The sequence below is a fragment of the Actinoplanes sp. NPDC051633 genome (assembly GCF_040681735.1).
Lineage (GTDB): Bacteria > Actinomycetota > Actinomycetes > Mycobacteriales > Micromonosporaceae > Actinoplanes.
This window is the reverse complement of sequence record NZ_JBFAZH010000091.1, coordinates 1-12,656: the sequence shown is the minus strand read 5'-3', so window position 1 is coordinate 12,656 and position 12,656 is coordinate 1. Positions and strand designations below refer to the sequence as shown.

Below are 12,656 nucleotides of genomic sequence, written 5' to 3'. Positions count from 1 at the left end.
CCGGGCACGGGATGGTCGAAGTCGTAGAAGGCGACGAGGTCGTCGCGCAGGGACGGGTGGATGTCGCTGTTTGCGGCCGCGGCGGCCGGCGAGGGCCCGAGAATCAGCGGGATGGTCACCGCGACGGCGACGAGCTTAAACATGAGGACGACCTCCCAGGTAGAGCTCCCCCAGTTGCGGGTCGGCGAGGAGTTCGGACGCCGGCCCGGAGATGTGCACGCGCCCGAGGTCGAGCACGCACCCGATGTCGGCGGTCTCCAGCGCGCGCCGGGCGTTCTGCTCCACGAGCAGCACCGCCGTGCCGGCGTCGCGCATCCGCACGACCTGTTCGAAGACGGCGCCGGTCGCCTTCGGGTCGAGCCCCATGGACGGCTCGTCGAGCAGCACCACGGCGGGGTCGACCATCAGCGACCGCGCGAACTCCACCTGTTTCTGCTGGCCGCCGGAGAGCAGGCCGGCCAGCGCCCCCCAGCGGTCGGCGACCACCGGGAAGACCTCTTTGACGAACGCGATGCGCTCGGCGATCTTCGCCTTGTCCTTGACCGTGTACGCGCCCAGCCGGACGTTCTCCTCCACGGTCATCTCACGGAAGACGCTGTGCCCCTGCAACACCAGCGCGACGCCCTCGGCGAGCATCCGCTGCGGTCCGAAGCCGGTCGCCTCGCGCCCGTCGATGAGTATCCGGCCGGACCTCGGCTTGAGCAGCCCAGCCGCCACCTTGAGGACGGTCGACTTGCCGGCGCCGTTCGGGCCGACCAGGCACACGATGGACCCTCTGGGCACGTTGACGCTGAAGCCGCGCAGCACCGGGGCGGCCCGGCCGTAGCCGGCCTGGATGTCGTCGAGGACGAACAGGTCAGACCCCAAGATAGGCTCCCAGGACTCGTTCGTCGGTGCGGATCATCGCCGGCGGGCCCTCGGCGATCGGGCGGCCCCGGTCGAACACCACGATGTGGTCGCTGATGCTCATCACGAGCTCCATGTTGTGCTCGACGATGACGAAGGTCCGGCCCTCGGCGTTGAGCTCGCGGACCAGCGCGCCGATCCGGTCGAGCAGCGCCGGGTTGACGCCGCCGGCCGGCTCGTCGAGCAACACGGTGTCGGGCCCCGCGTTCAGCACCCCGGCGAGCTCCAGCAGCTTCTGCTGCCCCCAGGACATGTTGCGGGCCTCCACATCGGACAGGTGCTCGATGCCCAGCCGAGTCAGCCAGCCGCGGGCACGGTCGACCTCCGCCCGGCGCCGGGAGCCCCGCATCGCGGTGGTGATGCCGCCGGCCCGGACCGCGGCGAGGACGTTGTCCAGCGCGGTCATCCGCGGGAACACGCGGCAGAGCTGGAAGGTGCGGCCGACGCCGGCGCGGGCGATCGCGTGCGGCGCGGTGCGGGTGATGTCCTGGCCGAGGTATCGCACGGCGCCGGAATCCGGCCGGATCATCCCCGTGACGCAGTTGAAGAACGTGGTCTTGCCCGAGCCGTTCGGCCCGATCAGCGCGTTGACCTCGCCCTGCCGGAACGTCACGGTGGCTCCGTCCAGAGCGGTCACGCCGCCGAACGACTTGCGCAGATCCGCGGTCTCGAGTGTCATCGCCGCCCCCCGGTGGATTCCAGCCGCAACTCCTCGGCGGACACCTCGCGGATCGACGCGGTGGTGTCCGGCCGGAACCGCCGGATCAGCGCGCCGATCGCGGGCAGCACACCGTCGGGCATGAACAGCACCACGAGCCCGAGCAACAGCCCGGTGGCGACCAGGTGCAGCTGGGTGTCGCCGAAGCCGACCTTGAAATACTCCAGCGCGGTGCCGACGACGAACGCGCCGATCACCGGTCCGAACAGGTTGCGCACGCCGCCGAGCAACGCCATCAGCACCACCGACGACCCGGTCAGGATGGAGAACTGGAACACCGGGTCGAGGTCGCCGAACCACAGCGCGTACAGGCCGCCGCCCAGGGCCGTGAAGATCGCCGAGACGACGAAGACGATCAGCTTGTACGCGAAGGTCGGCGTACCCAGGGCCTCGGCCTTGTCCTCGTCCTCCCGGATCGCCTTGAGGCCCAGGCCGAAGCGGGACCGGTCGATCAGCCACCAGCCGAGCAGCGCGGCGGCGAGCAGCGCGGCGAACAGGAACCAGAAGGCGCGATGGTGCTCGGGGCGGGACAGCCCCGGGAACGGCCGCGGCACGACCAGCCCGCGGGAGCCGCCGGTCAGCGACGCCCAGCTCTGGAACACCAGCAGCAGGATCAGCACGATCGCGATGGACACGATGACGAAGGACGCGCCGCGCACTCGCAACGCCGCCATCCCGATCGGCACCGCCAGCGCGCCGACCAGGACGGCCGCGACGAACAACGCGACGAAGCTCTCCAGGCCCGCCTTGGTGACCAGCAGGCCGGTGGCGTATCCGCCGAGCCCGGCCAGCGCGCCGTGCCCGAGCGAGATGTAGCCGGTGAAGCCGCCCACGAAGTTCCAGGACGTGGCGAGGACCGCGTAGTTCAGCACCACGATGCCGGCCGACAGGATGTAGGGGTTCGGCGCCAGGGACGGGAACGCGAGCAGGGCCGCGGCGAAGACCAGCAGGCCGGCGACTCGGGGGGCGGCTCTAAAAACGTTGCGCAAGGCGGCCTCCGAAGAATCCCTGCGGCCGGACCGCGAGGGTGGCGAACAGCGCCAGGTAGAAGATCGTCTGCGCCCAGGTGGTCCCGAGCGGGATCTGCAGCAGACTCTGTGCGAGGCCGAGGAGCAGCGCGGCGACCGCCGCGCCGGGCACGCTGCCCAGCCCGCCGACCACGATGATCGCCATCAGCGGGCCGACCCAGTGCCAGTGCAGGGACGGGTAGATGGTGGTGTCCAGCGACAGCGCGGTGCCGCCGATCGCCGCGGTGGCCAGGCCGAGCCCGAAGCCGTACCCGGCGATCCGCTCGGTGTCGATGCCGACCAGCCGGGCCGCGTCCTGATGCTGGATGGTGGCGCGCAGCGCCCAGCCGAACTGGGTGCGTTTCAGCAGCAGGTACAGCGCGCCGAGGGCGAACGCGGCCAGCCCGAAGGCGATCAGCTTGACCACCGCGATCCGCGCGCCGAAGAGGCCGAAGCTGGCCGTGCCGTACCCCAGCTGGATGCGCCGCTGCGTGCCGCTGAACAGATAGCCGAGCAGGCCCTCGATGAGGATCGCGATGGCGAAGGTCAGCAGCACCGACATCATCGTCATGGTGACCGGCCGGAGCCGGGCGAGCAGCCCGCGCTGCAGCAGCACGCCCGCGCCGAAGAACAGCGGCACCGTGACGAGCATCGACAACAGCGGGTCCACGCCCAGCTCCCGGTGCGTCCACCAGGCCAGGTAGGCGGCCAGGATGAGGAACGCCGAGTGGGCGATCATCACCACCCGCATGATGCCGAAGTAGAGCGTCAGGCCCGCCGCCAGGAGGGCGTAGAGCCCTCCCAGCAGCACCCCCAGGACGACGCTCTGCAGCAGCAGCGCACCGGACGGCATCAGGTCACCAGGCCGGCTTCGGGTAGATGAACTCGGCTTCCTTGGCGTCCGCGGGCAGCACGATCTTGATCTCGCCGCCGACCCACTGCTGGATCATGTGCGCGCCCTGCGGTTTGCCGGTGGCATCCCAGCTCAGCGGCCCGACGACGGTCTCGATCTTGTTGGCGCGCACGTAGTCGATCAGCTTCTGCTGGCAAGCGCCCTGCTCGGCGCACCCCGCGGCCTTGACGGCCGCCTCGACGACCTGACCCGTGGTGTACGCGTTCGCCTGGTCCTCCTCGGGCGCGGTGCCGAACTGCGCCGTGTACTTCTCGACGAACTCCTTGTTGCTCGGGTACGGCGCGTCCTGGCTGTACCCGGTCGGCGAGAGCACGCCCTGGGTCTTGTTGCCGATCGCCTTGGCGAACTCCGGCTCGGTCGGCGCGGTCGAGAACGCGGCCAGCTTCGGCTGATACTTGAGCTGCTGCAGGGCGACGATGAGGTTGACACCGTCCTGATACTGCGAGCCGCCGATCAGCACGTCGGCCTTGGACGCCGCGATCTTCGCCGCGATCTGGCCGAAATCCGTCGTGTTCGGCGGATACACCTCGTCGACCAGCACGGTCAGCCCGCCGGCCTTGAGCTTGTCCCGCAACCCGTACGCGGTGCCCTGGGCGAACGGGTCGTCCATCGCGGCGACGGCGATCGTCTTGGGCCGTTTGTCGGCGGGCAGCGCCAGGATGTGCTCGGCCAGGTAGTTGTAGTGGTCGCCGGCCACCGCCGGGGCGGCGTAGAACAGGTTCTTGAAGCCCTGCTCGAAGACCTCCTTGGCGGCGCCGGCCGGCTCGACGAAGAGCATGTCGTACTCCTCCGCCACCCGGGCCGAGGGCACCACCAGACGCGTGGAGAACGGGCCGACCACGAGGTCGACCTGGTCCTTGCCGATGAGCTGCTCGTAGTCGGCGACGACCCGGTCGGCGTTGGACTGGTCGTCGAGGATCTTCAGCTCGACCTGGCGGCCGAGCAGACCGCCCTTGTCGTTCACTATCTTGGCCCAGGCCTGGTAGCCCTGCTGCACTCCCTTGCCGGGCTCGGAGAAGTCGCCCGTCAGCGGCAGCGAGATGCCGACGACGATGGGCTCGCTCGCGTTGTCATCTGCCTCGCCGCCGTCGCCCGAGCAGGCGCCGAGCAGCAGCAATGCGGCCGCCGTGACCGCAAGGAAGGGTTTCGACATCCTCGGACACCCCCTCAACGTAAGCGCTTACGAAAGCGCTTACGTACCTTATGCTGTGGACTGCTCACCGGGCAATAGCCCATCGTGAATGTGCCGGAGCGTGAAGATGCCCAAGCCGGGTCCGAGGTTGCGGCTCGTCGACGTCGCCGAGCGGGCGGGCGTCTCGCTGGCCACCGCGTCGCGCGCGCTGTCCGGGCGCGACGGCGTGAGCGAGGAGGTGGCCGACCGGGTCCGTCAGGTGTCCCGCGAGCTGGGATATGTGGCCAACCCCTTCGCCCGCACGCTCGCCGGTGGCGCGACGTCGACCGTCGGCCTGGTCGTGCACCAGGTCGACGACCCGTACTTCTCCGAGATCGCGGGTGGCGTGATCCAGCTCGCCGACGAGCAGAGCCTGCTGGTGCAGATCTGCCACTCCGGCCGCGACCCGGTGCACGAGCTGCGCCAGATCCGGCACCTGATCGCCCAGCGGGTGGGCATCATCATCGTGGCCGGATCGGGGTACAGCGACCCGCGGCTGGAGACCGAGGCCAAGGACGAGCTGGCGGCCTACCAGCGCACCGGCGGCCGGGTCGCGGTGATCGGGCGGCACTCGCTGGGGGTGGACGCCGTGCTGCCGGACAACGAAGCCGGCGGGCGGGCACTCGCCGGCCACCTGCTCGAGCTCGGCCACCGGCGCATCGCCGTGGTGGCCGGCACCGAAGCGCTGACCACGGTGGCCGACCGGCTCGCCGGGGTGGCGGCCGCCCTGCACGAGGTCGGCCTGTCCCTGGCCGACCTGCCGGTGGTGCACACCGACTTCATCCGCGAGGGCGGGCGGGCCGCGGCGATGCGGATCCTGCGCGACCACCCGGAGACGACGGCGATCATCGCGCTCAACGACGCGATGGCGATGGGCGTGCTGTCCGCGCTGCGCGAGCATCGGATCGCCGTGCCCGGCCGCATGTCCGTGGTCGGCTTCGACGACGTGTCGGTGGCCGCCGACCTCGCGCCCGCGCTCACCACCATCCGGCTGCCGATGACCGGCATGGGCCGGATGGCCCTCGACCTGGCGCTCAAGCCCCGGGCGGCCCGGCCGCGGCGGCGCTCGACCGGCCACCAGCTGATCGTCCGGGACTCGACCGCGGCGCCCTGAGACCCGTGCGCGGACCGACTCCCCGCTTCGTGCCAGGCCACCGCGGAAAGTACCGGGATCGTGCCACCGATTCGCGTGTCGTCCCAGCTCACTCCGCTGATTTTTACGTTGGGCGCAACCGCTTCAACGAGGAGTTGAGATGTTGCGCAAGATCATCGTGGCCGCCGCGGTGGCGGCCGGGACGGTGCTGCCGGTTCCCTCGGCGCCCGCGGCGGCGGCGCCGGAGCTGGCACCGGTCATGGTGGTGCTGGACGCCTCCGGGTCGATGAAGGAGAAGCTGCCCGGCGGCGGCGACAAGATGGCCGCCGCCAGGGGCGCGGTCCGGACGCTGGTCCGGCAGGCGCCGGACGGCTCCCGGCTCGGGCTGACCGTGTACGGCACCGGCACCGGGAACTCCGGTCCCGAGAAGGCGACCGGCTGCAAGGACGTCAAGGTGGTCACGCCGCTCGGCGCCCTGGACCGCGACGGGCTGACCCGGACGGTCGACGAGGTGCGGCCCCGCGGCTACACGCCGATCGGCGAGGCGCTGCGGGTGGCGGCCGCGGCGCTACCGGCCGAAGGGCCGCGCTCGATCGTGCTGGTCTCGGACGGCGAGGACACCTGCGCGCCGCCCGACCCGTGCGAGGTCGCCAAGGAGCTCGCCAGGGCCGGCGTCGACCTGCACGTGCACACCATCGGCTTCGACGTCGGCGGCACGGCGCGCACCCAGCTCAGCTGCGTCGCGGAGTCGACCGGTGGCACGTACACCGACGCGCCGGACGCCGGGACGCTGACCGGGGCGCTGAACCGGGTGACCCAGCACGCGTTGCGCAACTACGACGCGGCAGGCAAGCGGATCACCGGCACGCCGCAGCCCGACGGTGCACCGCTGGTCACGCCCGGCGCGTACCAGGATCGGATCGCTCCCGATCAGGTCCGCTACTACGGCGTCGACGTGCCGGCGGGCCACACTCTCTACGCCACCGCGACCTACATCGCGCCACACATCCGCGAGGTCCTCACCGTCCGGATCGGACGCTACGACACGGCCGGACGGGAGTGCTCCGGCTGGAACTCCAACGTGCGCGGCACCGACGAGCCGGTGACCACCGCCGCGCTGCGCTGGGCCGCGCCCGGGGTCGAGGAGGGCGGCGGCGAGGACGACCCGTGCAAGCAGGCCGGCCGGCAGCTGATCCGGGTCGAGATCGAGCAGACCGGCGGCGACGCACACACCGACGCGGTCACCGAGCTGCAGTTCGGTCTCGAGGCGCCGCTGGTCGGCGACCCGGGTCCGCAGGGCGTCAACGACACGAAGGTGGCGTTCACCGCACCGACCGGCGCGGCGCGGCCGTTGGTCGGCGGTGGCTCGTTCGGCTCCGCGGCCGAGATGCCCGGGCCGGGCGCGTACTCCGACACCGTGGTCGAGGGCGAGATGATGTTCTACCGGGTGAAGCTGAACTGGGGGCAGGGGCTGGCGTACCGGGTGCGGCTGGGCGAGCAGCGGCTCGAGCGGGGGTTCGTGTCGGTCCGCACGTACTGGTACAGCCCGTCGCGCAACCAGCAGGCCTGGACCAGCGACGTGTACGACGGGAAGGCGGACGCCATGCCGTCGAACGCGGAGGCCCTCGCGAGCCCGCCGGTGCGCTACCTCAACCGGGAGCTCTCCGGGGCGAACAGCTTCGTCAGCCAGGCCGGCTGGTACTACATCGCGGTGCTGGCCGCGGACAACAACTTCAACGAGGCGCCGCTCGCCGTGCCGGTGACCATCGACGTCTCGGTCAGCGGCGACGTCGCCACCGCCCCCGGCTACCGGGCGGGCGCCACGGAGACCTTCGGTGACCGGCCCGCGGACCCGGCGGCATCGCAGTCCGCGACCGCCGCACCGGAGCCCCGGGCGGCGGACGGCGAGAAGACCGCGTTCGAGCGGGTGGCGAGCAACGGTCCGCTGCTGTGGGTGGGGGTGCCGCTGCTGCTGGTGCTGATCGGCGGGCTGGTGTTCGTGCTCGTGCAGCTCACGCGGCGTCGTAGCTGAGCGGTCACGGGCCGCACCGTGAAAAAGATCCGCGGACGAGTGCACAACTTGCGCCTCAGCTGTGTCATAGGGGGCGTGACCTTCGAGCAATTCGCGATGGCCCGGCTCCAGAGTCTGCTCAGGTACGCGATCGTCCTCACGGGCAACCGCGACCTGGCACAAGACGTCGTCCAGGAGGTGCTCGCCCGAGCGCAGGTGAAATGGCGCAGGATCGAGCGCACGGACTCTCCTGAGGCGTACGTCCGCAGGATGGTGCTCAACGAGTACCTGTCCTGGCGCAGGAGCTGGGCGGCGCGCAACGTTCATGCCGTGGGTGAGCGTCTGGTCGACCTCGACGACGCCCGCGGCGGGGTCGGCGATCACGCGCAGGCAGTGGTCGAGGCGGACGAGCTGTGGAGCCGGCTCGGTTCGCTCGGCCGCAAGCAGCGGGCGGTGCTCGTGCTGCGCTACTACGAGCAGCTCGACGACGACTCGATCGCCGATCTGCTGCACTGCTCCCCCGCGACGGTGCGGAGCAATGCCTCGAGGGCGCTGAAGACCCTCCGGCTCACGTCGGAGCTGCCCCACAGGATCCCCGCTGAGGAGAAGTCGTGACCGACCACCGTGACCACCAGCTGCTGCGAGAAACCTTCGCGGCACACGAACACCTGGCCCCCGACTCCGCCGACGTCTACGCCAAGGTGCAGCAGATCGCCAAGGGCTACCGCCTGCGTCGCATCGGCCTGCAGGCGGCGGGCGGCGCCGTGCTGACCGCCGGGCTGGTCGCCGGCGCGATCCAGCTGCCCCAGTTCGTCGCCGGCGACAACGGCGGTGCCATCAACGCCGCGGCGCCGGCCGCGAGCGCCCTGGCCGGGACGGCGGACGACGAAAAGGCGGCCCTCGAGGCGTACTTCAAGGCCGGGTACGGATACGACGAGGCGATGCAGCTGGCGAAGCTCTGGAAGAAGGACGCCACCCAGCCCGCGACGATCAAGATCGAGGCCGGGCGGCTCCTGCTCTCCGGTCAGAAGCTGCCGATCGCGCCGCTGCCCGATCCGAAGCCCTCCCCCGTCGAGGAGGACCCGATCTCGGCGGCGGACCAGAAGGCGCTGGACAGGTACTTCGCCGAGGGCTACGGCTGGGACGACGCGGTGAAGCTGGCGAAGCTCTGGAAGATCAAGGAGCCCGGCGACGCGAAGGTCGCGGCCGGCCAGAGGCTGCTGGAGCGCAAGAAGCTGCCGTTCGCGCCCGCCCCGCAGGCACCGATCGAGATCGACGGCTTCACGGCGGAGCAGAACAGGGCCTGGAACGCGTACTTCAACGCCGGGTACGACGGCAACGACGTGGCGAGGCTCGCGAAGATCTGGAAGATGGACCCGAACGACTACGACGGGGTCAAGCTAGCGGCCGGTAAGAAGCTGCTCGCCGGTAAGAAGCTGCCGATCAAGCCGTGACCGCGACACTGCACCGGCGCACCGGGTTCGAGATCGAGCTGTTGGCCCCGCAGGGCCTCAGCCGGCGCCGTCTCGCCCGGGAGCTGGCCACCCGCTGCGGTGGCGAGGTCCGGCCGGTGTGGCATCACGACAGCGAGCCGTCCCTGGTCCCGGGCCTCGGGCGGTTCCTGCACCTGACGCAGGGCTTCGAGGTGCGCCGCGCCGGCGGCGACGTCCTCTGCACCCTGGTCGACGACATCACCCTGCTGGCCGATCTCGACCCGCGCATGCCGCCGCCCCCCGGCGGATGGTTCCGGGTCCTGACCGACGATCTCCGGTTGCTCAACCTCCTCGCCCGGCACTGCGATCCGGCCTCGGATCTCGCCCACGTGCTGGACACGCCCGCGGAGCTGTGGGGCGTCGAGGTCCGCCGGCACGGAGACATCCACGAGCTCGCCGACGTCTCCGGCAAGTCGATCGCGCTGGCTGCGCCGCAGGGCGCCGAGCGGGAACGCCCTTGCGAGATCGTCACTCCGCCGCTGGCCGCCGACCATCACGCCCGGCTCGAGGAGCTTCTGGCCCCGGCCCGCGAGCTCGGCTTCACGATCCCCCACGAGGCCGCCGTTCACCTGCACGTCGACGGCGCGCCGTTCCGCGATCCGCGGACGCTGGCCAACGTGGTGCGGCTCTTCGCGTACTGGCGGGAACCCCTGCGCGCGGTGCTGCAGACCAATCCGGCGTGCACCCGGCTCGCGCCCCTGCCGCCCGGCCTGGTCGAGGCGGCCGACGGTGTGCCGTCCTTCGAGCGGCTGCGCGCGGCGGCCGCCGAGGCCGAGCTGACCAAGTTCTTCGACGTCAACCTGACGCAGCTCTTCGCCGAGACACCGGTGCGCGACACCGTCGAGGTGCGCATCCTGCCCGGTGCGATCACCGCGGACGACGTCGTCAACCGGGCCGCCGTCGTCGAGCTGCTGCTCGACCGCTGCGAGGACCCGGCGCCGCTCCCGCTGCCGCCGGCCGATCCGGCCGAGGCGGTCGGCGCCCTGCTCGAGCTGGCCGCGATGGTCATGGCCCGGCAGGGCTAGATCCTCTTCGCCACGATCGCGACCGTCGTGTAGTGCAGCGTGAATCTGCCGCCGAGGGCGTCGATGGCCGCGCCGGTCCGGTCCAGCAACCGCTGCAGCGGCTCGGCCGGCAGGCGGGTGTAGAGGCCGGTGGTCGGCACCACGTCCAGCCATTCGTCGCGGGTGTAGTCGTGGTCCCACTCGAAACGCCACTCCTGCGGGCCGGTGAAGGCGTCGGTCCCGCGCAGCCCGTCGGCCGCCCTCGCGGTGATCTGTCCGTAGGGGTCGCCCGCCGCGGCGGCCCACGGGTTGACCGGCAGATCCGGCAGATCCGGCAGTGCCTCTTGGTGCGCGCCGGTGAGGGCCTCGGCCAGCTCGGTAGTGGGCTGGAATGCGTTCCAGAACACCGCGATGACGCCACCCGGGCGCAGCACCGCCGCCGCCCTCCGCGCGCCCGCGGCCGGGTCGATCCAGTGCCAGGTCTGCCCGGCGACGACCGCGTCGAACGACCGGCCGTCGCCCGCCCACTCCTCGAAGCGCGCCACCTCGGCCTCGATGCCGTGCCGCCTCGCCACCTCGGCCATCCGCGCGTCCACGTCCACGCCGAGCACCCGGCAACCGGCGTCGCGGAGCTGGCGGGCGGCGATGCCGGTGCCGACGCCGACGTCGAGCACCTCGCGGCCGGGAGCGGTGGCGACGATCCGATCGATCAGCGCGGCGGGATATCGCGGCCGGGCCCGGTCGTAGCGATCGGCGTCGACACCGAACGACTCCGCCATCTGCCGCTGCTCGTGAGGTTCCAATAGAGTGGGCACGCGCCCACTCTAATGGGCACGCGCCCACTAGCGGAAGGGGCGATCGTGCCGACAGGGGTGGCGATCCGGGACGCGCGGCGGCATCTGTTCGAGGCGGCCGAGCGCGTGCTGCTGCGCGAGGGGCCGCTGGGGCTGACCAGCCGGGCGGTGACCACCGAGGCCGGGGTGGCGAAAGGCGTGCTGCACCGGCACTTCACCGACTTCGACGCGTTCCTGATCGCGCTGGTGCTGGACCGCATCGCCGGTGTCGAGTCGCGGTCGGCGACGCTGCTGGCCGCCGCGGGCACGGGCACCGTGACGGCGAATCTGGCGGACGCCGTGGACGACGTCTTCGGCCCGGTCGCGGTGGCGATCATCGGGCTGATCTCGTTTCGCGACGACCTGCGCGCCCGGCTCCGTGAGCTGCGCCCCGGCGGGATCCCGCTGCTGGCCGAGGCCACCGACATGGTCGCCGGCTATCTCGCCGCCGAGCGGTCGGCGGGCCGGTTGGCGCCCGGCGCGGACGTCTCGACGATGGCGCTGATGCTGGTCGGGGGCGCCAACCTGATCTTCGGCGGTGCCCCTCCGGGCGAGCGGCCGTCCCTCGACGAGGTGCGCCGGATGGTGGCGTCAGCGCTGCGCTGACCGCCGCCGCTCCCGCTGCTCCCGGGTGTAGCGCTTACGGTTCTCCAGGTCCCGCTTCCACTGCTCGCGAGCGGCGTGATCGGCGCCGTGCACCGCGCCTTTCGTCTGCGCCGGACCGATCAACGACCGGAACCACCAGTCGTGGAACTGGTCGTGCAACGCCTTCCGCAACCGGCCCATCGCTACTCTCCTGTCCACTTGCTTGCCGCACCAATGATTGGTGCACCAACTATTGGTAGACTAACGGAATGACCCGCTCCCCCGCCACTGTCAGTGACGATCCTCTCGCCCTGGAGCAGCAGGTCTGCTTCGCGCTGTCGGTGGCCGCGCGCAGCGTCGTCGCGGTCTACCGGCCGCTGCTCGAGCCGATGGGCCTGACCCATCCGCAATACCTGGTGATGCTCGCGCTGTGGCAGCACGCGCCCCTGTCGGTGCGCGCGCTGAGCGATCTGCTCCAGCTCGATCCGGGTACGCTCTCGCCGCTGCTCAAGCGCCTCGAGTCGGTCGGATACGTGCGCCGCGAGCGCGACACGGCCGACGAACGCAGCCTGGCCATCACGCTGACGCCGTCAGGCCGGGCGCTGCGGCAACGGGCCGAGCTGATCCCGCCGGCCGTGGTCGAGCGGCTGGGCCTGCCGATCGAGGACCTGCAGCGCCTGCACGCCTCGCTCACCCGGGTGATCGCGGCGGCCAAGCCGTGACCGCGCCGTTCACGTATCCCGAGATCGGCGCGACGCGCGACCCGGTGATGCCGGCGGGCTACGGCTACGCCGAGCGGGAGGAGACGATCGGACCTTATCATCTCAACCTATATTAAGATTTTACCTAGTTGAATCTTCTTTTCTATATAAAGCGTCGGAGCATATCAGGGGGTTATCTAACGTAAATGCTACCCTTCGGC

At 71.1% G+C, this 12,656-nt stretch carries 14 protein-coding genes; 7 read left to right on the top strand and 7 right to left on the bottom strand.

The window, feature by feature from the left end; all coding sequences use genetic code 11:
* Nucleotides 1-135: 135 nt before the first annotated feature.
* Genes AB0M20_RS08255 through AB0M20_RS08235 form a run of 5 tightly spaced genes read right to left on the bottom strand, consistent with a single transcriptional unit; the run spans nucleotide 136 to nucleotide 4,697 of the window.
* Nucleotides 136-867, bottom strand: a complete 732-nt coding sequence (locus tag AB0M20_RS08255) for an ABC transporter ATP-binding protein (protein ID WP_364295740.1) — start codon at nucleotides 865-867, stop codon at nucleotides 136-138.
* The gene (locus AB0M20_RS08250) at nucleotides 857-1,585 is read right to left on the bottom strand and encodes an ABC transporter ATP-binding protein (RefSeq protein ID WP_364295737.1); all 729 of its coding nucleotides are present in this window, start codon (nucleotides 1,583-1,585) and stop codon (nucleotides 857-859) included. The genes AB0M20_RS08255 and AB0M20_RS08250 overlap by 11 nt, the downstream gene beginning before the upstream one ends.
* Nucleotides 1,582-2,613 (bottom strand): branched-chain amino acid ABC transporter permease, encoded by a 1,032-nt coding sequence (locus AB0M20_RS08245; RefSeq protein ID WP_364295734.1) that lies wholly within the window; start codon nucleotides 2,611-2,613, stop codon nucleotides 1,582-1,584. Before AB0M20_RS08245 ends, AB0M20_RS08250 begins: the two co-directional genes overlap by 4 nt.
* A complete protein-coding gene (locus AB0M20_RS08240; protein ID WP_364295731.1) occupies nucleotides 2,597-3,484 on the bottom strand; it encodes a branched-chain amino acid ABC transporter permease in 888 nt (295 codons plus the stop codon). The genes AB0M20_RS08245 and AB0M20_RS08240 overlap by 17 nt, the downstream gene beginning before the upstream one ends.
* A gap of 4 nt (nucleotides 3,485-3,488) precedes the next feature.
* Complete coding sequence (locus AB0M20_RS08235) at nucleotides 3,489-4,697, bottom strand: amino acid ABC transporter substrate-binding protein (protein ID WP_364295728.1); 1,209 nt, start codon at nucleotides 4,695-4,697, stop codon at nucleotides 3,489-3,491.
* Between the two features lie 106 nt (nucleotides 4,698-4,803).
* Here AB0M20_RS08235 and AB0M20_RS08230 point away from each other — a divergent pair, with 106 nt between their 5' ends.
* The 5 genes from AB0M20_RS08230 to AB0M20_RS08210 all read left to right on the top strand — a co-directional run bounded on the left by AB0M20_RS08230 (nucleotide 4,804) and on the right by AB0M20_RS08210 (nucleotide 10,337).
* Nucleotides 4,804-5,829, top strand: a complete 1,026-nt coding sequence (locus AB0M20_RS08230) for a LacI family DNA-binding transcriptional regulator (RefSeq protein WP_364295743.1) — start codon at nucleotides 4,804-4,806, stop codon at nucleotides 5,827-5,829.
* Between the two features lie 139 nt (nucleotides 5,830-5,968).
* Nucleotides 5,969-7,840, top strand: a complete 1,872-nt coding sequence (locus AB0M20_RS08225; protein WP_364295725.1) for a VWA domain-containing protein — start codon at nucleotides 5,969-5,971, stop codon at nucleotides 7,838-7,840.
* Between the two features lie 75 nt (nucleotides 7,841-7,915).
* Nucleotides 7,916-8,434, top strand: a complete 519-nt coding sequence (locus AB0M20_RS08220) for a SigE family RNA polymerase sigma factor (RefSeq protein ID WP_364295722.1) — start codon at nucleotides 7,916-7,918, stop codon at nucleotides 8,432-8,434.
* Nucleotides 8,431-9,273: a hypothetical protein gene (locus AB0M20_RS08215; RefSeq protein ID WP_364295719.1), complete on the top strand. Its 843-nt coding sequence runs from the start codon at nucleotides 8,431-8,433 to the stop codon at nucleotides 9,271-9,273. The genes AB0M20_RS08220 and AB0M20_RS08215 overlap by 4 nt, the downstream gene beginning before the upstream one ends.
* Nucleotides 9,270-10,337 (top strand): amidoligase family protein, encoded by a 1,068-nt coding sequence (locus AB0M20_RS08210; RefSeq protein WP_364295716.1) that lies wholly within the window; start codon nucleotides 9,270-9,272, stop codon nucleotides 10,335-10,337. Before AB0M20_RS08215 ends, AB0M20_RS08210 begins: the two co-directional genes overlap by 4 nt.
* On the opposite strand, the gene AB0M20_RS08205 is transcribed toward AB0M20_RS08210, so the two are convergent.
* Nucleotides 10,334-11,131 (bottom strand): class I SAM-dependent methyltransferase, encoded by a 798-nt coding sequence (locus tag AB0M20_RS08205; protein ID WP_364295713.1) that lies wholly within the window; start codon nucleotides 11,129-11,131, stop codon nucleotides 10,334-10,336. The genes AB0M20_RS08210 and AB0M20_RS08205 overlap by 4 nt on opposite strands.
* A 45-nt stretch (nucleotides 11,132-11,176) precedes the next feature.
* On the opposite strand from AB0M20_RS08205, the gene AB0M20_RS08200 reads away from it, so the two are divergent.
* Nucleotides 11,177-11,755 carry a TetR family transcriptional regulator gene (locus tag AB0M20_RS08200; RefSeq protein WP_364295710.1) on the top strand — a complete coding sequence of 193 codons (579 nt, stop codon included), beginning with the start codon at nucleotides 11,177-11,179 and terminating at the stop codon, nucleotides 11,753-11,755.
* Here AB0M20_RS08200 and AB0M20_RS08195 read toward each other — a convergent pair.
* Nucleotides 11,741-11,935, bottom strand: coding sequence for a hypothetical protein (locus tag AB0M20_RS08195; RefSeq protein ID WP_364295707.1), 195 nt, complete (start codon nucleotides 11,933-11,935; stop codon nucleotides 11,741-11,743). The two genes, AB0M20_RS08200 and AB0M20_RS08195, sit on opposite strands and share 15 nt — an antisense overlap.
* A 68-nt stretch (nucleotides 11,936-12,003) precedes the next feature.
* Between AB0M20_RS08195 and AB0M20_RS08190 the strand changes: the two genes are divergently transcribed.
* Nucleotides 12,004-12,456: a MarR family transcriptional regulator gene (locus tag AB0M20_RS08190; RefSeq protein WP_364295704.1), complete on the top strand. Its 453-nt coding sequence runs from the start codon at nucleotides 12,004-12,006 to the stop codon at nucleotides 12,454-12,456.
* Nucleotides 12,457-12,656 lie beyond the last annotated feature (200 nt).

Coding starts and splice junctions, on each gene's coding strand:
- AB0M20_RS08250 (WP_364295737.1), bottom strand. CDS start 1,585: ATGACACTCGAGACCGCGGATCTGCGCAAGTCGTTCGGCGGCGTGACC.
- AB0M20_RS08240 (WP_364295731.1), bottom strand. CDS start 3,484: ATGCCGTCCGGTGCGCTGCTGCTGCAGAGCGTCGTCCTGGGGGTGCTG.
- AB0M20_RS08235 (WP_364295728.1), bottom strand. CDS start 4,697: ATGTCGAAACCCTTCCTTGCGGTCACGGCGGCCGCATTGCTGCTGCTC.
- AB0M20_RS08230 (WP_364295743.1), top strand. CDS start 4,804: ATGCCCAAGCCGGGTCCGAGGTTGCGGCTCGTCGACGTCGCCGAGCGG.
- AB0M20_RS08225 (WP_364295725.1), top strand. CDS start 5,969: ATGTTGCGCAAGATCATCGTGGCCGCCGCGGTGGCGGCCGGGACGGTG.
- AB0M20_RS08195 (WP_364295707.1), bottom strand. CDS start 11,935: ATGGGCCGGTTGCGGAAGGCGTTGCACGACCAGTTCCACGACTGGTGG.
- AB0M20_RS08190 (WP_364295704.1), top strand. CDS start 12,004: ATGACCCGCTCCCCCGCCACTGTCAGTGACGATCCTCTCGCCCTGGAG.